At 35.3% G+C, this 22,146-nt stretch carries 19 protein-coding genes; 14 read left to right on the forward strand and 5 right to left on the reverse strand.

All coding sequences use genetic code 11. The annotated features are described in order from the left end of the window. Window positions 1-74: 74 nt before the first annotated feature. Window positions 75-4,781, forward strand: coding sequence for a BadF/BadG/BcrA/BcrD ATPase family protein (locus ACQY56_RS12015; RefSeq protein ID WP_428738586.1), 4,707 nt, complete (start codon window positions 75-77; stop codon window positions 4,779-4,781). Between the two features lies 1 nt (window position 4,782). Here ACQY56_RS12015 and ACQY56_RS12020 read toward each other — a convergent pair whose 3' ends face one another. Then, window positions 4,783-5,178 carry a cyclic nucleotide-binding domain-containing protein gene (locus ACQY56_RS12020; protein WP_428738587.1) on the reverse strand — a complete coding sequence of 132 codons (396 nt, stop codon included), beginning with the start codon at window positions 5,176-5,178 and terminating at the stop codon, window positions 4,783-4,785. 102 nt (window positions 5,179-5,280) lie between these two features. Here ACQY56_RS12020 and ACQY56_RS12025 point away from each other — a divergent pair, with 102 nt between their 5' ends. Beyond that, window positions 5,281-6,324: an SO_0444 family Cu/Zn efflux transporter gene (locus ACQY56_RS12025; protein WP_428738588.1), complete on the forward strand. Its 1,044-nt coding sequence runs from the start codon at window positions 5,281-5,283 to the stop codon at window positions 6,322-6,324. 28 nt (window positions 6,325-6,352) lie between these two features. Here ACQY56_RS12025 and ACQY56_RS12030 read toward each other — a convergent pair whose 3' ends face one another. Further along, window positions 6,353-6,733, reverse strand: a complete 381-nt coding sequence (locus tag ACQY56_RS12030; protein WP_428738589.1) for a hypothetical protein — start codon at window positions 6,731-6,733, stop codon at window positions 6,353-6,355. An 84-nt stretch (window positions 6,734-6,817) separates the two neighbouring features. Between ACQY56_RS12030 and dnaG the strand changes: the two genes are divergently transcribed. Next, window positions 6,818-8,482: a DNA primase gene (dnaG, locus tag ACQY56_RS12035; protein ID WP_428738590.1), complete on the forward strand. Its 1,665-nt coding sequence runs from the start codon at window positions 6,818-6,820 to the stop codon at window positions 8,480-8,482. Window positions 8,483-8,488: 6 nt separating this feature from the next. Here dnaG and ACQY56_RS12040 read toward each other — a convergent pair whose 3' ends face one another. Further along, complete coding sequence (locus ACQY56_RS12040) at window positions 8,489-8,749, reverse strand: DUF6471 domain-containing protein (protein ID WP_428738591.1); 261 nt, start codon at window positions 8,747-8,749, stop codon at window positions 8,489-8,491. A 176-nt stretch (window positions 8,750-8,925) separates the two neighbouring features. On the opposite strand from ACQY56_RS12040, the gene ACQY56_RS12045 reads away from it, so the two are divergent. From ACQY56_RS12045 to ACQY56_RS12055, 3 genes are all read left to right on the forward strand, one after another. Continuing rightward, entirely contained in the window at window positions 8,926-9,567 is a 642-nt protein-coding gene (locus tag ACQY56_RS12045; protein WP_428738592.1) for a PspA/IM30 family protein, read from the forward strand. Beyond that, a complete protein-coding gene (locus ACQY56_RS12050) occupies window positions 9,560-10,207 on the forward strand; it encodes a YqiJ family protein (protein WP_428738593.1) in 648 nt (215 codons plus the stop codon). The genes ACQY56_RS12045 and ACQY56_RS12050 overlap by 8 nt, the downstream gene beginning before the upstream one ends. Before the next feature lie 110 nt (window positions 10,208-10,317). After that, window positions 10,318-12,069, forward strand: coding sequence for a flotillin family protein (locus ACQY56_RS12055; protein WP_428738594.1), 1,752 nt, complete (start codon window positions 10,318-10,320; stop codon window positions 12,067-12,069). Between the two features lie 34 nt (window positions 12,070-12,103). Here the strand turns inward: ACQY56_RS12055 and ACQY56_RS12060 are convergent, their stop codons facing one another. Then, window positions 12,104-12,598: a hypothetical protein gene (locus ACQY56_RS12060; RefSeq protein ID WP_428738595.1), complete on the reverse strand. Its 495-nt coding sequence runs from the start codon at window positions 12,596-12,598 to the stop codon at window positions 12,104-12,106. Continuing rightward, complete coding sequence (locus tag ACQY56_RS12065) at window positions 12,585-12,983, reverse strand: hypothetical protein (RefSeq protein ID WP_428738596.1); 399 nt, start codon at window positions 12,981-12,983, stop codon at window positions 12,585-12,587. Before ACQY56_RS12065 ends, ACQY56_RS12060 begins: the two co-directional genes overlap by 14 nt. Before the next feature lie 180 nt (window positions 12,984-13,163). On the opposite strand from ACQY56_RS12065, the gene ACQY56_RS12070 reads away from it, so the two are divergent. The 8 genes from ACQY56_RS12070 (at window position 13,164) to flgE (ending at window position 22,138) form a co-directional block, all read left to right on the forward strand. After that, window positions 13,164-13,685: a hypothetical protein gene (locus ACQY56_RS12070; RefSeq protein ID WP_428738597.1), complete on the forward strand. Its 522-nt coding sequence runs from the start codon at window positions 13,164-13,166 to the stop codon at window positions 13,683-13,685. Next, window positions 13,682-14,836, forward strand: coding sequence for a hypothetical protein (locus ACQY56_RS12075; RefSeq protein WP_428738598.1), 1,155 nt, complete (start codon window positions 13,682-13,684; stop codon window positions 14,834-14,836). The genes ACQY56_RS12070 and ACQY56_RS12075 overlap by 4 nt, the downstream gene beginning before the upstream one ends. 110 nt (window positions 14,837-14,946) lie before the next feature. Continuing rightward, the gene (locus ACQY56_RS12080) at window positions 14,947-15,924 is read left to right on the forward strand and encodes an argininosuccinate synthase domain-containing protein (protein ID WP_428738599.1); all 978 of its coding nucleotides are present in this window, start codon (window positions 14,947-14,949) and stop codon (window positions 15,922-15,924) included. A gap of 39 nt (window positions 15,925-15,963) precedes the next feature. Next, the gene (locus ACQY56_RS12085) at window positions 15,964-16,383 is read left to right on the forward strand and encodes a hypothetical protein (RefSeq protein ID WP_428738600.1); all 420 of its coding nucleotides are present in this window, start codon (window positions 15,964-15,966) and stop codon (window positions 16,381-16,383) included. Between the two features lie 77 nt (window positions 16,384-16,460). Then, window positions 16,461-18,011 (forward strand): flagellar hook-length control protein FliK, encoded by a 1,551-nt coding sequence (locus tag ACQY56_RS12090; protein WP_428738601.1) that lies wholly within the window; start codon window positions 16,461-16,463, stop codon window positions 18,009-18,011. Between the two features lie 10 nt (window positions 18,012-18,021). Continuing rightward, entirely contained in the window at window positions 18,022-18,690 is a 669-nt protein-coding gene (locus ACQY56_RS12095; RefSeq protein ID WP_428738602.1) for a FlgD immunoglobulin-like domain containing protein, read from the forward strand. Window positions 18,691-18,704: 14 nt separating this feature from the next. Beyond that, entirely contained in the window at window positions 18,705-19,961 is a 1,257-nt protein-coding gene (locus ACQY56_RS12100) for a flagellar hook protein FlgE (RefSeq protein ID WP_428738603.1), read from the forward strand. Between the two features lie 74 nt (window positions 19,962-20,035). Next, entirely contained in the window at window positions 20,036-22,138 is a 2,103-nt protein-coding gene (gene flgE / locus ACQY56_RS12105) for a flagellar hook protein FlgE (RefSeq protein ID WP_428738604.1), read from the forward strand. The last annotated feature ends 8 nt before the right edge of the window (window positions 22,139-22,146 follow it).

A 22,146-nucleotide genomic window follows, 5' to 3' on the forward strand; every position in this document is an offset into this window, starting at 1 on the left:
ACAAACAAACCCTTACATAATTTATAATTATTTTATATAATATTGGGATATTTGTAAATTTGTGAGGATTTGGTTTGAGTAAGATTGTAAATGAAGGTTCTTTAAAAGATATACAGAACCTTCAAAATATCTATATTGATGCTGGTGTCAATACTGTTAGAGTTTTGGCATGTGATGAGTACAATAACAAACTTTTTTTTAGCACAATCCAAAGCAATGAAAACCTACAAAAGCAACTTGATACATTAGAGCTAAAAACACTTGGTGATAGTGCAGATATTTTTATCACGGGTAAACTCCAAAATACGCTTCATAAACAAATCCCCCGAGCAAAAACTATTTTACCATCAGCAGCTCTTTGGGCTATGGCTAACACTTTAGTCAAAGATAAAAGTGTAGCTATACTTGAGATATCAGCCTCAGGATATTTCGCAATTGGGGTGGACCCTCAAAAAGAGCTTCATAACGATATGTTGGTGATAAATCCTCGTTGTGGAGCTGGATCAGGGGTGAATCTTGACCGTGTACTGCAAAAGCTCAATATCAAACCTGATAAAGTTGATGATATACTTCACTCTTATATAGGCGAGAAAAATTTTCATAATCGCTCAGAGATCAATATACGAGCAGATAGATGTGGTGTATTTGCTTCTTCTGCGACTATATCAGATAAAAACCAAGGGATTCCTATAGATTATGCTTTAGCGACTACATTAAAGTCAGAAGTGCAAAAAGCGTGTCAAAAAATCCAAGAGCCGTTTGAGAGTGTATGGCTTTGTGGAGGTATATTTCGTTGGGAGTTTGCAAGAGATTGTGCAAAAGATTATCTTTTATCGATTGGTTGTAGCGAAGTTTTATATGATGAAGAGGAGATGTTTTCTTTAAAAGGTTTGTGTTATCTTCAAGAGCATATAGGGACACAAAACTTTTCACAACCAGATAAAAGAGTTGTACAAAGCTCAAAACTTAGCAAATACTCATCAATGCAAAGTCTAAAAAATTCAATGAGTGATGATTTTTTATATCGTCGTTTGCCAAATAACATTGCAACCTCTTTAGAGCCTTTGGATGAAACAAGTGTAAATATTGCTATGGATGTAGGCTCGACAATGGCAAAAGTAGTTATAGCTGATACCAAAACTTCCCAACTGCTTTATAAAGGGACATATTCAAATGCAGGGGATACCATTGAAACCCTCAAACAGGTGTTTTTAGATTTAAAATCACAAGGTGCTCAGTGTTTAAACATCTCTCAAATAGGCATCACTGGAAGTGCTAGATTTCAAGTAAAAAAAGCACTGGAGAACACCTATGTAGAACTCGCAGATCATATCACTTTACTTGTTGAAAATTATGCCCATGCAAGAGGTTCAATAGAGTATGCAAAAGAGCATATAGCATACTTAAAACAAAACGGTATAGAAGATGTGAATGAGGAGTTTTGTGTCTTGATAGATATTGGGGGTGAAGATACAAAAATCTCCTCTATCTCTCTTGAAAAAACAGAACTTTATGATAACGCGATGAATGTCAAATGTTCTGCTGGAACAGGAAGTTTGATGGATACTTTGACCTCTATGTTTCATCTGCAAGATATAGCGTATGGATGTGACTTGGCCTTCAATGCACAACAAGGGTATGCTATCAATGCGACATGTGCAGTATTTTTGATGGAAAATGCAAGAAAACTTCAAGCTGAGGGGTATAGCAATGCGGAGATTTTAGCATCTGCCAACTGGGCTATCGTTGAAAATATGGCACGTACTCTTTGGAATCAGATAGAGATTCCTGCAAATTGTGTCGCTTTATTACATGGGCAAACGATGTTGAGTGAGCCTCTGCCTGTTGCAGTTGCCCATAGACTCCAGACATTTACAAACAATAATATCTATGCGATAGTGCCACCAGACCCAGGGCATAGAGCGTGTGTAGGATTGATAAACTCTTTAGAAGAGCTACAAACATCAAGAAGTGTTGTTGTAGAACTCGATCAATTTATAGAAAAAGAGTATGTGAAAAAGATAGTGCAGTGTAAAGGTGCTGCATGTGGAGATGCACTCGCTAGATGTAACCGCTCCCATCTTACAAGTACAAATGCAGATAGCGATAAAAAGTATAGCTTCTCTTTGGGGGGATGTAGTGCTATCAATGAGTTACAAGCAAAAGGTTCACAGCGTACAAAAGGTGTGAAAGACACTTACAAACTTATTTGGGAGTTTATAGATAACCAACTGCCATCTTCACAAGATGCAAAACGCTTAGTAATCCCCCGAAGCTTTGCACTTTCAGAGTGGGCAATGTTTTTTAGCTCACTCTTTACACCACTTGGCATACCTGTAGATGTTGATAATATTCAAGATACAGACATTTTAAAAGCACAACCTCATTTTCACATAGATACTTGTGCACCACATATGGGTGTTGTGGGGCAGTTTTTGCGTATAGCTTCACAAGAGTATGGGATGATACTCGCTCCACAAATAGAGTTCTTACCAGTAAAAGGAGATAGTTCTTTAGGGCGAACATGTACCATAAATCAAGGTGGATTTGCAGTTGCAAAAAAAATAGTTGAAGATAAGTTTGATGATGCAAATATACATCTCTTTTTTGTTAATTTAAAAATGCAAGACCCACAACGATTAGCGTTAAAACTATATCCGCAAGTGAAAAAAGTTTTTGAGTTTTATGAAGTTGAAGTGAGTTATTCACAGTTTGTTACACTGGTGGCAAATGCAATCAAAGAGCAAAATCGTCTTAAAAAAGATGCAGGGGATTATGCTGCAACTTTAGCAGAGGAAGCGATGCAAGAGGGGCATGAAGTTGCAGTAGTTTTAGGGCGTGAATATATCTTAACCCCTGGGATTTACGATAGCCATGTAGGTAGATTGCTACGTGATAAAAATATGGTTGGGATTCCAAGTTATCTGCTTGATTCTGATTATAATCCAGAGTTTAAGCATCTATATTGGCGAAATCCTCATATGATAGCTACACTCGCAGCAGCTTCAGCAAAAAAGATGCTTTATAAATCTGTAGGACACTCACAACTTCGATCGGTTTTTCAAAAGGTAGAACAAGAACAAAACAAATTTTTGCCTATTATTCAAGTCTCAACTTTTTTATGTGGACCAGATAGTGTTTTAAAACCTTTAGTAGAGGAAGTAACAAAGCAACGACCCTACTTATTGATACAATCAGATGCTATCATAAAAGAGTTGGCACACTTAGAAAATAGGATGAACACCTATGTCAAACAACTCGATTCTGGACTATTTGAAGCATTAAATAGTGCAAAAGAGGAAGGTTTTGATGTAAAAGTGCTTAGTAGTTTGACAAGTAGCACACCTATAGATGCAAAACATGATGTGATCTATTTTCCAACTCTCTCAGATACGCGTCCACTTACAGCACTCATTAGAGGTGCTGGATTTAGTTGTGTTGACTTGTACCATGATGATTTTGATCTGCAAAACTCTATCAAAAGTGGAAGAGAATCTTCGGGTGATTTGGTATGTGCCCCACTTGCTGCTGTGTATGGAGATTTGCTTAGTGCTATGGAGGATTTTAAAAACAAAAAAGAGAATGACCCTGCTTTTAAAGATAAAAAACGTCTTCTCTTTTTCAATAACAAAGGTCTTGGACCGTGTCGCCAAGGGCAATATGTTGAGATGCATAAAATTTTACTCAATCAACATAAAGAACAAACATCAAGTAATGATGATGAGCTTTTTATGCAGTTTTTAGTTGGGCTTGAAAATGAAGGTTTTGGTGTTGGCTTACCAGATTGGGTCACTATTCGTGCTATCCAAGTTGCCATCTTGCAAGGGGTATTGCATCAGATTTTAGCTGAGGGTGCATCACAGTGTCAAGACTTTGAAGAGTATCAAAAGTTTATGGAGGCGTTTAAAAAGTTAAGAGAGCAAATGAATGATATACTGGAGTATAAAATAGCTCCAGGTAAATTTGCAGTTACACTAAGTCAAAAACTTAAAAAGTTAAAAGGGTTACATCTTCTAGCAAACTATTTTCTTTTTGGATTGCATTCAAATACACTCACAAAACCACTTAAAATGTTTACAAAACAATGGTTATCAAATCCATTGCCTCAAAATCGCATCCGTATCCACATAGACGGGGAAGCATATATGCGTGTAGCGCAATATGAGGATGTGCATAAGACACTTTTAGCAACGCTTGGATTTAGGGAGTTTGAACTAACGCATACACCTGTTTGGAGCTTTTTTGACTACAAACTTGCAGGGATGTTGATGCGTGCACAAGAGGCAGTCGATGAGAGTGCACAAGAGTTAAAAAATGATCTTAGTGTATCTGAGAGAAAGAGGATAAAAACGTATAAACGTAAAAAACAGTTGCGTCTTAAGGGTTTAAAGTTGATTCATTTTATTTTAAGAGAGATTCTTGCTAAACCACTTTATAGAGCGACAGGATTAGCTATACCAGAATCGGTACCAAAAATCCTCGATATTGCACAAGATGTTATAAGCACAAAACGACCTGGAGGGGAGTTAGTTCCATATGTAGGTGAAGCAGTGTTAAAACTTCGTAAAGGGTATGATCTTGTGCTCAATGTTGCCCCTGAGGGATGTATGGTTTCAAGTATGGGTGAGGCGATCACACCAGGGATAAATAATGCTGCAAAAAATGCAAGAGGAAAGGTGCAACATCTCTTTAGTCAGCAAGGTGATGTTGATGAGGAACTGATGCAATCAGCACTACTTAAAACTATAGGTCCTATACGTTTTTATACTGCAGCCAAATAGTTTAACACTCTAAAGTATAAAGTGAAAATACATAGGCTTGGTACACATCACTTAGTTTCATTAAGTCGTTGAGTGAGTACATATCTATGATGTAGCCTTTGATAGGCGTGTTTGTTACAGCAGTTGCAAGGGCTGGGGTTTGTGAGAGTGTTGAAGCGAGGTTGATGATGCACTGCTGTCCAGCTTCAAGTTTATAAATACTTTTAATCTCATCTTCATTGATCTGCTTTACTAGTTCAATCTCTCCCGAGGTTAAAAATAAAACACTATCGCAAATATCTTCTTGAAAAAAAAGTGTCGTGTCCTCGGGCACTTCTATGGGGTGTAGCCGCATTTTTAGGTAGTCTTTTGCTTTTGGTTCAAGATTGTTAAAAAACGAAAATTGTGATAAATCCATTAAGATAGCCTTTGTTAATTATAGTAAAAATGAAAATTAATATCATTTAAGGTAGTACAACCTAAAATTCAATTTTAACATAAACTTTTTAAGGGCTACACAATGGAGCTACTTTTACAATTTTTTAACACTTTATTTGAGCTAAGTAATGAGATGGCTCCCTACATCCTTTTTGGGCTTATATTTGCAGGGCTTTTACATGAACTCGTACCCGATACCATAGTAAAAAACCATTTGGGGCAAAACTCTCTGCTTTCAACTATAAAAGCTGCTGTTTTTGGCATCCCATTACCTGTGTGTTCTTGTGGTGTTATCCCACTTGCGGCAGGACTTAAAAAAAGCGGAGCAAGTAACGGCTCTGTGCTCTCGTTTTTGATCTCTACTCCTATAACTGGAGTTGATTCGATCTTGGCAACGTATGGGATGTTTGGCTGGGCTTTTACGATCTACAGAGTAGTTACCTCTCTCATCATCTCGATCATCGCTGGGATAATTGCAAACTTCTACACAAAAAAAGAGATCGCACAGAGTGTTGAAGAAGAACATACAAGTTGTTGTAGTGGTAGTAGCTGTTGTTCTAGCTCTTCGCATGAGAAAAAGTTTTCGATCAAGGGAGTGTTTAAGTATGCATTTGTCACGCTACTTGGTGATATAGCGTCTCCTTTATTTGTTGGGCTTTTACTCGGTGCTTTGATCACAGTAGCAATTCCGCAAAATTTGAGTGAAATACTCCTTGAATACTCTTGGCTCTCGTACATTATAGTTATTCTCATTGCAGTACCAATGTATGTGTGTGCAACTGCCTCACTCCCGATCGCGGCAGGGCTGATGTTAGCTGGAGTTTCTCCTGGAGCTGCGTTTGTATTTTTAAGTGCGGGACCTGCGACAAATACGGTAACGATCGGGGTTGTAAAAGAGATGCTTGGTAAAACGACTCTTTATATCTACCTTGGAACTATAGTAGTCGGTTCTGTACTTTTTGGATTTGTTTTGGACTATGTCATGAGCGGTGTAGATATAAAAGAGATGATCCATCTGCATGAAGAAGCAGGGATTGTAGCAATAGCTTCTAGTATTGTTTTGTGGGGGTTTGTTTTGTATTTTGTTTTTGGGAATATTAATAAGAAGTTTAAAGTGTTTTCTTGATATGTTTTTTGAAGTATATAAACCTAATTTATTTACAAGTAGATTGCAACTCTTTAGCTGTTTTTTCTCTTATAACTTGATGTGATTCCAAATTTTTGTCTTCATAATTAATGACTATGGATTCCTCCATTATATTGACATGAAAATATACTGATTGTTCAGTATTCTTATAAACGTTGTAAGGTACATATGATACAAGAGTATTTTGCCAACCAGTCTGATTTAATTTTAACCAACTTGTTAATTCTGAATAATCTTTATCTTTGGAATTGACAAGCTTATTGCAACGATACAACTCTGTAGGTAAAATATCTGAAAAGTTAATTGTTTGAGACCTATTCCAATATAAATATAAGAAGACTAGTAAAGAAATTACCAAAAAAAGAATTTTGATAAAATTTTTTAACATGCTAATACCTTGAAGTTATACAATTTATTTAACATACATTCTATCAAAATAAGTTTTTAAACCACATTTGACTATAATCATTGCATGATTTCCCAAGACTCTATAGAAGCCCTCAAGGCACGACTTGATGTTGTTGATGTTGTCGGTAGCTATGTAGAGCTGAAAAAAGCAGGGGCTAATTTTAAGGCACCTTGCCCGTTTCACGATGAAAAAACTGCCTCGTTTGTAGTAAGTCCATCGAAGCAGATCTACCACTGTTTTGGATGTGGAGCTGGTGGGGATAGCATCCGTTTTGTGATGGAGTATGAAAAACTCAATTATCCAGAAGCTATAGAAAAACTCGCATCGCAGTATAACTTTACCCTTACATACACAGACGCTAAAGATAACAAACCTCGTTCACAGTTGATGGATAAACTTAATGAGTGGTATCAAAATCTTCTTTCACACAATCAAACTGCCATGAGTTACATCCATGAACGTGGGATCTACGAGAGTAGCATAGAGAAGTTTGGAATCGGTTACGCTCCAAAATCACACGAGACGATCAACTATTTACAAGCGCAACAGTTTAATATTGCAGAAGCTATTGAGTTTGGAGTGGTTGGGCATGATCCAGAACGTGGTCAAACATTTGCACGTTTTATAGAGCGTATCACTTTTCCGATCCACTCGGCAAATGGAAGCATAGTTGGTTTTGGAGGTCGAACGATTACAGGACACAGTGCGAAATATGTGAACTCTCCAGAGACAAAATACTTTAACAAATCGCGCTTACTTTATGCGTACAACATTGCAAAACAGGCAATATTTAAAAAAGCGGAGATCATCATAACAGAGGGTTACTTAGATGTAATAATGCTACATCAAGCAGGGTTTGACAATGCCGTAGCGACTTTAGGAACAGCACTAACAAACGAACATTTACCCCTTTTACGTAAAGGAACACCACGTGTTATTATGGCGTATGACGGCGACAAAGCGGGACGTGCGGCGGCTTTAAAAGCGAGTAAACTTTTAAGTGCATCGGGATTTAACGGTGGGGTGGTTGTTTTTGAAGGTGGTTTAGATCCAGCAGATATGGTAAAAGATGGCAGGATAAATGAACTCTCAGATATTTTTCATAAACCAAAGCCATTTATTGAGTTTGTATTAGATGAGTTACTTTCACTCTATGATCTCAAAGATCCAAAAGCAAAAGAGAGTTGTATGGCTGAGGGTGTATCGTACTTAAAAACTCTAAGCCCTATTTTACAAGAGGAGTACAAAACGTACCTAGCTTCCCGTTTAGGTGGGCTTGGAGTTTCCCCATCGCTTGTAAAAATAACACCACAAACAAACAATATCCCTCGTGAGTTAGTGCAAAAAAATACCCATAAAGATATGTGGGAACTCTCTTTAATCAAAACCATTTTAGAAAAACCAGAGTTTTTAGATACTGTCCTTGATGTAATCGAACCAGCAATGTTGCAGTTTCATTCTCATGAATTTTCTCTTGCTTTAAGTGGAAAAACAGATGTTCAAGAGCTAATGGCAATACTGGTAGATGAGACGATTAAGGTACTAAAAAATAGTACCGAGCTTAACGCTGAACTTATCACGTTTCTTACAAGATACTATGAACGTGAACTCAAAAAGATCAATACCAATGCAAATATTTCGTTTGAACAAAAAGCTTTTTACATAAGAAAGTTTCGTGGAAAGATAGCTCAGCTTAAACAAGGTAACCTAGTTGGTTTTGAAGTATAATTAGTTTTACTTTATCTTAATATCTGTTGTTTCAGGAGTTTTGCCCAACTCAAAACTCATTGTATCTTTTCCCATTACATCTAAAAACTGTATATAAAATGCAAAACTAAATGTGCCTCGTTTTATTTTTCCTCTTAAGCTATCAATTGTGCTTTCATATCCTTTTGCCAAAAAGAGTTCATTGAGTTTATTTGCAGTTAATCCTTTTTTTGCCATTTCAGATTTAATATGTAAACTGATTGCTTTTTCTAAGTCTAAATCATCCATTGTAAAGCCTTTTTTCTTTTTTAAAAGATATTTTGTATTTTAACATAAAAAATGTAAATACAAGACAAATATGTTCTAAATTAGTCATATATGATAATAATTTATTAAATATGACTTGACATTGATATTTTTTTTATGCTAAGATGGTTCTGTTATATTAGATTTAAGGAGATATTATGAATGAGAGTATTACAAGAAGAGTTGCAAGACTCATATCTGGAAATATAAATGCACTTATTGAAGCTGCTGAAAATAGTTCACCTGAAATTGTGATGAAAGAGAGCATTAGAGAGATTCAAGATGCTATCTCTGAGATCAAAGATTCTTTGGGTAAAAGCATAGTTGAATCTAAAATGATTAGCGATAAAATCAAGCAATTGAAAGAGACACACTCTCAACTTCTAGAGCAATCAAAAATTGCATTAAAAGAAGATAGAGAAGATTTAGCAAAAGCAGCTATTGCAAAACAGATGGATATTGAAGCACAAAAACCTATCTTAGAAGAGAATTTAAAAGAGGTAAATGCTTCTATTAAAAAAGATGAAGAGTATATTGTTGCCTTACAGGGGAAAATTCGTGAGATGGAAGATGCCATAAAAGCGAAACAAGCTTACGAAAAAGAACAATCAAACAATACAACTGCTTCACAAAAAGCAGATAAGGCTGAACAAGCTTTTAATAGAGTTGCGGGACTTGGGAGTAATTTGGACCAAGTAGCTGTCGAAGAAGCATCTAAACTAGCTGAACTTGCAGATTTGCAAAGAAATACAAATATTGAAGATAGATTAGCTGCACTAAAAACTACACTCAATGACTGATCTGTTTGTAAGTGGCTTATTACCTTTTAGTGTCGCAATACTTTTGATGTTTAGTATTGCACTTTTAGAAGGTGTTGGGTTGTTGCTTGGTGCATCTATATCTTCCATGATCGATGCGATTATGCCAGATTTTGATGTAGATGTTGACGTTGAAGTTTCACAAAATGGACTCACAAAACTTCTTGGTTGGATGAATGTTGGGCGTGCGCCATTACTGGTTATTATTGTTGCATTTTTAACTGTATTTGGACTAGTGGGGTTTGTTTTACAAGTTTTTGTATATGGACTTATTGGTATGTATCTGAATGTTTTTATTGCAGTTGCAATTGCATTAGTTGTTTCGTTACCTTTTACAAAGTCTTTTACCAATGTTTTACAAAAAATTTTACCGCAAGATGAAACAAGTGCGATAAGTTCAAGTGATTTTATTGGTAAGGTTGTGACTATAACATTGGGAGAAGCTACATTGGGCAGCCCAGCAGAAGCAAAGTTTACAGATATACATGGTCAAACGCATTATTTGATGGTTGAACCAGAAGAAGATGGACTTGTATTTGAACAGGGGGAATCCATTATTCTTTCAAAAGAGAATAATTCTGGATTTTATGCAATAAAAAATGAAAATAAAATTTTAAATTAATTAGGAAAAAATATCTGGCTCGAATGAGCCAAGCTTTAGTGTCTTAGCGACTAGCGTAGCAAAATGGACTTGTTCATTTTGCGTTATAAAAATAATAAGAGGGAAAAAATATGTCAGAATTAGTATGGATTGTTCCAGGAGTTGCTGTTGTTGCTTTACTTACAATAGGTTTTATAGTAGCAAAACTATATAAGCGTTCAACAAAAGAGATGGCGTTTGTACGAACTGGATTTGGTGGAGAGAAAGTTATTTTAAATGGGGGAGCGATAGTTTTACCCGTATTTCATGAAGTTACAATTGTAAATATGCAAACATTGAGATTAAATGTTACTAGAAATAATTCTCAAGCACTTATCACTAAAGATAGAATGAGAATTGATGTACAGGCTGAGTTTTATGTGCGTGTAAAACCATTAAATGAGTCAGTTGCCCAAGCTGCCCAAGCTTTAGGTGATCGAACAATGAGACCTGATGTATTAAAAGATTTGGTTGAGGGTAAGTTTGTTGATGCACTTAGAGCAGTTGCTGCCGAGATGACAATGACGGAATTGCACGAACAAAGAGCACAATTTGTACAAAAAGTACAAACTTCAGTTTCGGAAGATTTACTCAAAAATGGACTTGAACTTGAAACTGTATCATTAACAGGACTAGATCAAACAAGTAAAGAGCATTTTAATCCTGATAATGCATTTGATGCAGAGGGGCTTTTAAAATTAACACAAGAGATTGAAGATAAAAGAAAAAAACGTAACGATATCGAGCAAGATACGAAAGTTGAGATAGAGAAGAAAAACCTTGATACAAAAAGACAGTCGTTAACAATAGAAAAAGATGAAGAGTATGCTGAGCTTGAACAAAAAAGGGAGATAGCGATAAGAAAAGCGGAACTTGATGCAGAAACGGCAGAAAAAGAAGCAGAACAGCTTAAAAATTCTGAAAATGCTAAGATTAAAGCTCGTGAAGAGACAAATAGAGAGCGTATTACAAATGAGCGCGAAACAGAAGAGACAAGAATCCAAAAAGAGCAAAAACTTGAAGAGGCACGTATTGCCAAAGATATTGCTATCTCAAATAAATCTGAAGAGGAATCAAAAGCAAAAGCAAAAGCAGATCAAGCAAGAGCGTTAGCAGTTAAAGAGGAAGAAGCAGTTGTAACGGCGAGAGAGGTAGCAGTCGCAGAAAGAGATAAACAAATCGAGATAGTAGAAGCCGAGAAAGAAGCACAAAGAGAAGCGGTAGCTATCACAGTTGGAGCTGAAGCAGAGAAAAAAGCGGCGCAAGATATTGCTGATTCTAAAAAGATTAAAGCACAAGGTGAGGCTGATGCGATTAAAATTGTAGCGGAAGCAGATGAAAAGCGATACGAAGTTGAGGCAAAAGGTAAAGAATCTATCAATGAAGCAGAAAATAGACTCTCAGCAGAACAAATAGCGTACCAAATCAAACTTAGACTTATCGCAGAATTGCCAAAAATTATTGAGCAAAGTGTTAAACCAATGGAGAAAATTGACAGTATTAAAATTTTACAAGCTGATGGACTCTTTGGTGGAACAGGAGGAGTTTCAAATGGCACATCGACTAGTTCTGAAGTAGGGAGTCTTCCAGATCAAATTTTAAACAATACACTCAAGTATAAAATGCAATCCCCATTAGTTGATAATCTTTTGGCTGAGTTAGGTATCACAGGTATAGGGGGAGATTCTATTCAAGATATGTTAGGTTTTGAAAAAGAGAAAAAAGAGGGAAAATCAAACACAAATTCTCCAAAACAAAAAGCTGTGAAAGAAAATAAACCAAAAAGAGTTCCTGTAGTGAACAAAGATATAGCCAAAGAGGATAATATATCAGAAGAAAGTTAGGGAGAAAATAATCTCCCTTAAATTTATAATAAAATTAATTTGGGCGTGGATTATTCAAGTGCTTGATAACATCAAACCAATAAGCCTTGTCCTGACTAAAATAGGTAAAATCAGTTTGAAGATCTTGGAGTATTTTAGGATTGATATGCCCTGTATCAAGATAGACAATAAGAGCTTTAGCACTTAACATTGTCCAGTTATTAGAATTTGGGTACTCAAGATAAGAAGAATAAATGAGTAATTCATTCTTTTTGATAGTTCTCCCATGAAGAAAGACATTGAGAATATCGTATTGAACTTTGTTTGTATATGTAGAATCTATTAAAGAGTCTTTTTCTAGTTGATCAAACGCTTCTTGATAATGCCTAGATTTAACTAAATCTTCAAAATCAACTTGTGAACAATGATAGTCTCCACTAGGAAAAACACTATAAAGACAACATCCTGAAAGTAAAAAAGTAGAAAGAAATATAAAAAGGAATGGAACATTATAGTATCGAGAGAAAAAATATTGATTACTGTTGTTCAAAACTTTTTCCTCTTGCGTCAGGCAGGTATAATTTTGAATTTTCAAACTGTTTGAGGTACGCTTTATAGCTTGTTCTCTCTTCTAAAATTAATGGCTCACTTGGACCAACCCATCCTGTTGGATGTTTTAAAACACGACTGTATTTTATACGAATAGTGTCTCCTTTTTGAAGATTGCTTTGTGAATGTTGTACTTTGAGTACAGTTGCATTAACATCCAAAACAATATTATTGGACAAAATAGATATTGATTGGTGAACATGATTGACCTCAATAATGAGATTTTCTTGTGAAGCATTTTGAAGATTTTTATAATAATATGGCGGAAGTTCTGCAAAAAGTAAAGTGCTTAAAAACGTTAGTACAAGAAGTATACGATTTTGCATAAAAACCCTTTTATGTGAGTATACGAGTATTGTAGCATTTCTTGCAATAAAATTTGTATTTAACTATAATCGTAAAAAGTTTTTAATAGGAAAGATGAATAAATTATATGAATGGAAGAGAAAAATTTCATGATAAAAATACAGCAAAAAGCTGATATCTATATTGATCTTGGAAAGTAGATGATTCTCAAAGCCATTTTTTCTATTTTAGATGTTTGGAAGAAAAAATACTCTGAAGTTGAAATAGATATGCAAGAAAAAGTACTGCAAGATTCCTTGCCAGTACGTGATGATATTTGTATAGATACGGTAGTCCCTTTTTATTTTAAAGGAAGCGAAAAAAATATAATCGTGAAACTCAATCAAGGGGAATACGATATTTTAAAAGAGGTTGTTTTCCCAGTCAATGAAACAAAAAAATCACATCAAGATGGACTTACATTTTTACAAAAACTTGATTTGGAGATTTTCAAAAAGCCAGAGTTTCTTTATGTTTTACGAGAAGTGATTTCTACAGGGTATGACACAATGCTATGTCCCCTTTACAGACGTTGTATAGAAACAGAAAAACGACAGTTTGATCACGATAGTTACGATTTTGTGTATAGATATGAGTATGTGATATTGTTAGTAGATAATACTTTGGCAATTGTACATCAAAAAGAGTATTCTCCTACTTATGAAAAAGGGGACAAACTTTGAGTGCTTTTGAGGGATTTGAAAAAGGGATTTCTACAGCTTTTACAATATTTTTAGACCCAGTTAATATTTCATTATTTATTGCAAATATCTTAATCTATGTATTTGCTTCTAGCATCATAAAAAAGTTATTTAATTCAGATACAGACAATAGTGTTACTAACTCAAAAGTAAGGGTATTTAAATTTTTTGCGATTGTGCTGTTTTTACTCCATTTTGCTGAGATACTGTTTGTTGCTTTTGGAGATAACTCTCATAATGGAGTATTTTTAAAAAGTGCATTTTCTATTGTTATAGCATATGTTTCTATCTTCGCATATCATATAGGTTCACATATCATTATCAAAGAGTTTGGAGACGATGAGGGTAAAGATGAGGATGGCAATGTTATCAAAACGACCTCATATAAATCAAGAATCTTCAATCTCATTTTAGGTATATCTATAGGCTTTTTTATCTTAGTCTCTATCGTGAATCTATGGCATGTAGAATCAGTTTTAGGCACAACAGGTGTTATAGGAATTTTTATAGGTTTTATGGCACTAACATCTGGAATATGGGGACAAGACTTATATAACGGTTTGATACTGTTACATAGTAAGTTAATTTCAGAAGGTTATATTATTCGGTTTGATAATGTTTTTTATCTCGTATATAAAACCACCCCTGTAGAGACAATTTTATTTGATATTTATAACAATACAAGAACGGTTATAAGAAACAAGGAACTAGGTAACAAAATCATAGAAAACATCACGCGTGTTTCTCATTTACAAGGATATAGAATAGCTATAGAGTATAAAGTTGGATATAACATAGATTATACTTTGGAGAGTGAAGCTAGATTAGAGCAGATGAAAGAAAACCATGCCAAAATACAATCAGCACTGGAAGATACTTATGAAGAGGCACTTGAATCAAAAGAGATAGCTATAAATGAAAAATACCCACCTGAGCTCTTTTTACATGAGACAGGCGATCATGCATTACATTATACAGTATCGTTTTATCTAGAGATGATCGATAAAACAAACTCCACTTTAGTTGCTAGAAGATACTTAAAATCAAAAGATCTTTTTAATGAACTATTCTTTAAAAATTCTATAAAATATGGTTTTGATTTATCAACGCCGATAACATATTTGAAAGTATAATTAGATTTTTTTATAAATATATAACTATTTTGTGATAAAATTTCAATCTAAAAAAATTCGAGGTAAACAGTATTTTAAAAAGTACCCAAGTGCCCGAGCAAGGAAATAAAATGAAAGCAATAGCCCTTTTTAGCGGTGGACTAGACTCTACGTTAGCTATGAAGTTGATTATCGATCAAGGGATCGATGTACTCGCAATAAATATATCAACAGGTTTTGGAAGTACAAAAGATAGACGTGCTCATATGGAAAATATGTGTGCGCAAGTTGGTGCGGAGTTTAAGATCGTAGATATCCAAGATGAGTACTTGCAAGATGTACTCTTCAGTCCAAAACACGGCTATGGGAAACATTTTAATCCTTGTATAGATTGTCATGCAAAGATGTTTGAAGTGGCAAAGAGAATTATGAAAGATGAGGGTGCATCTTTTTTAATTAGCGGTGAAGTTTTAGGGCAACGCCCAATGTCTCAAAATAAAGATGCTCTTCAAACTGTTTTAAATGAGTCAAATTGTGAAGGACTGCTTCTTCGTCCAATGTCTGCAAAACGTTTAGCTCCTACAACACCTGAGATCGAAGGCTGGGTTGATCGTGAAAAACTAGAAGATATCATGGGTAGAAGTCGTGATCGTCAGATGGAATTAGCTAAAGAGATAGGTTTAAGTGATTATGAATCGCCAGGTGGTGGATGCCTTTTAACAGATGAAAACTTTGGGAAAAAGATGTGGGATTTTATCAAGTTTGATACATTTGAAAAGCAAGATATCCCTGTTATGAAGCATGGTCGCCACTTTAGACTTGAGGGTGGTGCAAAACTTGTAATCGGGCGTGATAAAGATGAAAATGAGTATTTGCAAAATATTGAAAATGACAAGTTTTATCATATAAGAACTGTTGGACTCCCAGGACCACATGCCCTACTTAGTAAAAATGCAAGTAATGAAGATAAAGAGTTTGCAACTCGTGGAATTTTAACTTACTGTAAAACAAAACCTGAACAAATTTATACACTCTCATTCGATGGAGAAGAGGTAACTGCTTTACCTTTTGAATCTCGTGAAACGATGAAACCTTTTTCTATCATGTAGATTGTGATATACTAACTCTCAAAAAAGAGGAGTTGGTATATGGCAGGGATACATTTTTCATTTGATAATTTTGAGCAATTACTCAAACTAAACATCGGTATATCTGATAGGCTTGATGAAAATCGTGCTGAGAGTTTTACTATTTTGTATTGTGATTTTTCAGACATTGATGATGAGATTATTCGTACTTCTTTAGAAAATACCTTAAGAACTTCTGACTCAATTGTAAATGATGGTGATGACTACTTTTTTGTGTTGCCATATACAGATAAATATGGTGCTGAGATAGTCAAAAAAATGTTTGATGATTTTTTTGACAAGTTTTTACCAGCATTTCTTACAAGTTATCCAGCAGATGGTGAAACTCCTAAACTTTTACTAGAAAACATTCAGGATAGTGTGAGTGTATTGTTGAAAAAAGATATTCACTCTTTAGACAGATTTACGCGAGACTATTAAACTTCCAGTACCAAGAGATGTAGTCTTGGAACGTTAAATGCTAGATTTATCAAAATTCCAAAAAAATGGAGGGGAAGATGATAAGTTTAGATTTAAAGCTCGATACTAAAACTACATCAAAACTTGTACTGCCAAAAGACACACCAAAGTCTACCCTCTCTTTTGCTTCATTATTACACGGTGTACAAAATCAAAAAGGGGATTCAAAACTGATCCAAAATGGTGCACAGGTTCTTTCTTTAAAAGAGACTAGTGTAAATGATTTAAAAACTAAAGATACAAAAAGTACAACTCCAATTGCGTCTCTTTTACAATCAGATGAATTAAAAACTCTCAAAGAAGAGCTAAGTTCATTAGAGTTAAATCCTGAGGTAACAAAAGATAAAACTGTTGCTGAGTTAAAAGTAATTATCAAAGAAGCAAAACAGTATCTAAAAAACAAAATAACCTCTTTAGAAAGTTTTAAAAAGAGTGATGTTGTTGCTTTACCAAAAACGCTCAAAGGCTTAACACAAGTAGCAAAAAAACTTGGTATAGATGTTTCAAAAATTACTTTAGAAGAGGTAAAACAAAATGTCAATGTTACCAAAGAGTTACCTACTCAAAGAAGTGTTGTTAAAACTGATGCTAAACAAGTAGAATCAAATACAAAACTTGACAAAAATCCCGAGACTACGAAAGTTATAAAAGAGGCAAATACACAAGAGATTCAAAAGCCAGTACAAACGTCAAAACAAGTGAAAACACAACAAAGTGTGGCCGTAAAAACTGAAAAATCTGAAAAACAAACACAAATAAGTGAGCAGATTAAAACTGTGCAAACTGAACAAAAAGAGCAAGTACAACAAACAACTACTGTTAAACAAACTCCACTTTTCAAAGCACAATCAAAATCAACTGAGATAACGACACAAGAACTTGTTACAGCTAAGATGGAAACAAATGAAGTAAAAAAACCTCAAAAGCAAAAAGAGCAAAACACTTTAGAGTTGTTGTTACGTGGAAATAAAGCTCTAAAAGAAGACGTTGGTATGACACCTGATTTTTCTGTTGCTAGTGCAAAAGTGATTGCACCAAGTGTGACTAAAGAGCAAGAGCAGAGCTTAGAAAGTTTGCTTAATGGAGAAAATTTGGGTGAGACCTCACATGCTAAACCAGATGCAGTATCTGTAAATAAAGCAGATAGTTTTGAAGTGAAAATCAATGAAGCAAAACAGATGGTGAAATACCTCTCAAACGATATAAAACAAGCAATAGAGGATTATAAGGCACCGTTTACAAGAGTAAAAGTACAACTTAACCCACAAAAACTTGGAGAGATTGATCTAACAGTTGTTCAACGTGGAAAAAATCTTCACATTAATCTTAGTTCAAATAATGCTGCGATCAATACATTGGCTATGAATGCAAATGATCTTAAAGTGCAACTAACAAATAATGGAATACAAAATGCTTCCTTGAACTTTAGCAATATGTCGCAAGGTGACCAAAGCGGTACAAACTCACAAGCTCACCAGCAACAACAAAACCGTCAAAATGCTCAAGAAGAGTATGGTTATTTTCAAAATGAGGAAGCAACAGAAGAGGCAGTAAACTCTTTAGAGATAGTTGTTCCTCATTATGCGTAAAGGATAAATTATGGCTATCAATGCATATGGACAAAATGTCGCAACTTATGGAACAGTTTCAGAAACTACAACTACAACAGAAGATAAAACAGCACTTGGAAAAGATGATTTTATGACTCTTCTTTTGGTGCAATTGCAGTATCAAGACCCAACCGAACCTATGGATACAGAAAAAATTCTAACGCAAACCTCTCAACTTGCAGCTCTTGAAGCATCTGATAATACAAAAACAGCTTTAGAAGAACTAACGGCTTCACTTGGAAATACACAACAATTTTCTACTATTGCTGCTATTGGTAAAACAGCTGATCTTGGCAGTAATGCTATCAGTTTTGAAGAGGGGTCAACTTCAACATTTGAAATCTATTTTCCAAATGATATTCAACAAGGTACAGTTGAGATTACAGATGTTGAGGGAAATGTTATAGGTACCTTAGATGTAGGCACAAATGATGCGGGTGTATACTCTTTTGATTGGGATGGTACAACGACAGCTGGAGCTACCGCTTCTGATGGTATATACTATGCAAGTGCTAGTTATACAGATACAGATGGAACTAGTAGAACAACACGTGTTGGTGCATATCCTATAGAGTCTGTTAGATTTGATAGTGGAAGTACATACTTGAAACTTGGTTCTAGCTATGTTGCACTTGAAAATGTTGTGGAAGTATATTAGGGGGCGCAAATCCTATGATGACACAAGCTTTTTATACAGGGATTTCGGGGCTAAGAAATTATTCTTCTGGGATCGATGTAGTATCAAACAATATTGCCAATATCTCTACAGTTGGATATCGTGCATATAATGCAGAATATACATCTTTGTTTGAAGATACTCTTGCAGCAACTACAGCGACAATATCACTACAGAGTGTGGGTAGTGGTGTACGTATGCAAACAACTTCAATGTCAACAGAACAAGGCTCTTTAGCACTTTCAGACCGTAGTACTGATATCGCTATCTTAGGTGAGGGGTGGTTTGGTGTTCAAGGTGAAGATAATGTGATTTATACGAGAGATGGTGGTTTTAATATTGATGAAAATGCTGATCTTGTAACTACTGATGGTCTATATGTACTTGGGACTATGGGTGGTAATATTAGCAGTGATAATGTTTTAACACAGTCTTTAGCAGATGTACCACTTGGAGATATTGGCTCTGTAGAAACACTTCGTTTTCCAAAAACACTTACATATCCACCAGAGCCAACAACACAAGCATCGTTCATAGCAAATATTGGAACAGGATATGATCCTATAACTGTAGGAGCAAGTGTTATTGATCCAGAAAATAATCGTAACCATCTTCGTTTAGAGTTTACAAAAAAAGCGACCCAAACAACTCCTGGAAGTCAGTATGATGTTGTAGCAACAGTTGAAAGTTTAGATGGAGAAACTATCTATTCTACAGAGAGTGGAGAGGTGTTTTTTGATGATACAGGTGCATTAATATCTTCTACTTTATCAAGTATAGATAACAACGGGGCATCTGTAACAATCAATCTTGGAAGTGAATATAGCGGGGTTGTTTCTATAGATACAACAGTATCGGGATCAAGCACATCTGATGGAACTATAGGTGGAGACTTGCAAGGGTATTCTATTTCACAAGATGGAGAAGTGATAGCAACTTTTACAAATGGAAAACAAAGTAGTGTTGCACAAATTGCAGTTTTCCATTTTTCAAATGACCAAGGCTTAAATAGAATTAGTGGCACACGTTTTGAGGAGAGTGCAAATAGTGGAAGTGCTTTCTTTTTTCAAGATGCGGATGGAAATAATATCATCGGTACTGAGATACAAAACTATAGATTAGAGAGTTCTAACTATGAGATTGCAGGTGGTCTTACTGAACTTATTATTTTACAACGTGCATATGATGCAAATTCAAAATCAATCACAACAGCAGATCAAATGATGCAAAAAGCTCTTCAAATGGATGCATAAAAAACTGGAACACTTTGTGCTTTAAATCCTTTACTAAAAATCTATCTCTTTAAGATAGTTATAAAGGATTTGATATGTTAAAATCACTTTTCTCTGGCGTATCTGGACTTCAATCGCACCAAGTTGCGATGGATGTTGAGTCTAATAATATTGCCAATGTAAATACTGTAGGATTTAAATATTCTCGTGCAAACTTTTCTGACCTTTTAGCACAAACAAAAGCTATTGCAACAGCTCCCCAAGGTCAACTTGGTGGTAAAAACCCCGTGCAAGTAGGTCTTGGTTCAAGTGCAAGTTCACTAACACGTATTTTTGCCCAAGGTTCTGTACAAAACTCTGATAAAAATACAGACGTTGCTATCCAAGGGGATGGATTTTTTATCATCTCTCCAGATGGTGGTAATACTTATAAATATACTCGTTCAGGTGACTTTAAATTTGATGCAAACGGTAACTTTGTTGATAACAATGGTTTTATTGCTCAAGGTTGGTTACGTGATTCTGTAACGGGTGAGGTTGATTCAACTGCACCGATTGAAGATATCAATATCCCACCAGGTTTAACTACCCCTGCAAATCCAACACAAGAAGTTGTAATTAAAGCGAATCTTAACTCAGGTACATTAGTAGAGAGTTTTTCACCTGCATACTCTGTTGATAGTGGTTCAACAGGCTCAACACCAGCAGTTGATGATAATGGCTATGCAATTGCATCGGGCGATGTAGGTGTAATGTTTAATGAATCTGGTGAAGCATTCTCTTTACAAGACGGGCAAGGAGTATGGGCATCATTTTTAGCATCTACAATAACTGGAACAGCTGTAACTGGTGGTTTAGCGGCAGATAGCACTGAAAGTATTACATTTGATCTTGATGATGGAAGTACGCAAACTGTTAGCTTTACATTTTTAGCTGGAAATACAGCTGCGCAAAATGCTGCTATTGAAGCAAATGCTATTAATAGTTATGCATCAACATTAGGCATTACTGCAACTGTAAATGCATCGAATCAAGTTGTTTTAACAAATGATAATAGTGATGCATCTGCGGCACATAATATTAGTATTAATGCAGTAAGTAGTGCAGATACAGGTTTTGCAGCAGGTGATGCTGATCAAACTGCATATAGATATACTTATAATTCTGCAGGTGCTACAACAACAGCAGGTGCTGATAAAGAGTTTACATCAATTGCAACATTACGTGAAGCTTTAGAAAATCAAGCATTAGCAGAAACAGGTGCATCAGGTATCGAAATAAGTGTAAATGAACAAGGTAAATTAGAAGTAACAAATGCAGATTCTACGAGTTATGATATTAATCTTAAAATTACAGGTTTATCTGAAACAGGTGTTACAGAAAATGAGCGCTTTACAACAAATATGAAAGCTATGAATACAGTCCTAATTGCTGGAAGTACAGGAAAATCTTACTCTCAAGCATTTAATGTAGCTACACACTCAAGTTCAATTGATGTTTTTGACTCTCTTGGTTCTAAACATACCCTTAGAGTAGAGTTTAGAAAAGTGAGTGTAGATGCTGCAACAGGAAGTTCATGGGATATGACTATTACTGTTCCTCAACCAGCAACGATTGATACTGTAGCACCAACCTATGAGAAAAAAGGTTCTATCCGTTTTAACAGTGATGGATCACTTGCAACATATACACCACCAAATATCTCTTTTACAGGGAATAATGGTTCATCACCAGACCAGCAAATCAACCTATCACTTGGTACTGCAAATAAATTTGATGGGATGACATCTTTTGACAGTGTTTCTGCTACATCAGGAATTAGTCAAGATGGTTATACAGGTGGGGATTTAGTTGGTATTAGAATTGACCAATCTGGGACATTAATTGGGTCATTTTCAAATGGACGTTCTTTTGGTTTAGCACAAATTGCTATGGCAAAATTTACAAATAACGAAGGTCTTTCAGCTGAGGGTGGAAATGTATTTATCCAAACTGCCAACTCAGGAGATCCAATCATTGGTACTGCTGCAACTGCTGGACGTGGATATATTCAATCAGCTGCACTTGAAGCATCAAATGTTGACCTTTCACGTTCACTCACACAGCTCATCATTATCCAAAGAGGTTTCCAAGCAAATGGAAAAACGATCACAACATCAGATCAACTTCTTCAGACTCTTATAGGATTAAAACAATAGTTTAATCC

The sequence above is a fragment of the Sulfurimonas sp. genome, from assembly GCF_050296975.1.
Taxonomy (GTDB): Bacteria; Campylobacterota; Campylobacteria; order Campylobacterales; family Sulfurimonadaceae; genus Sulfurimonas.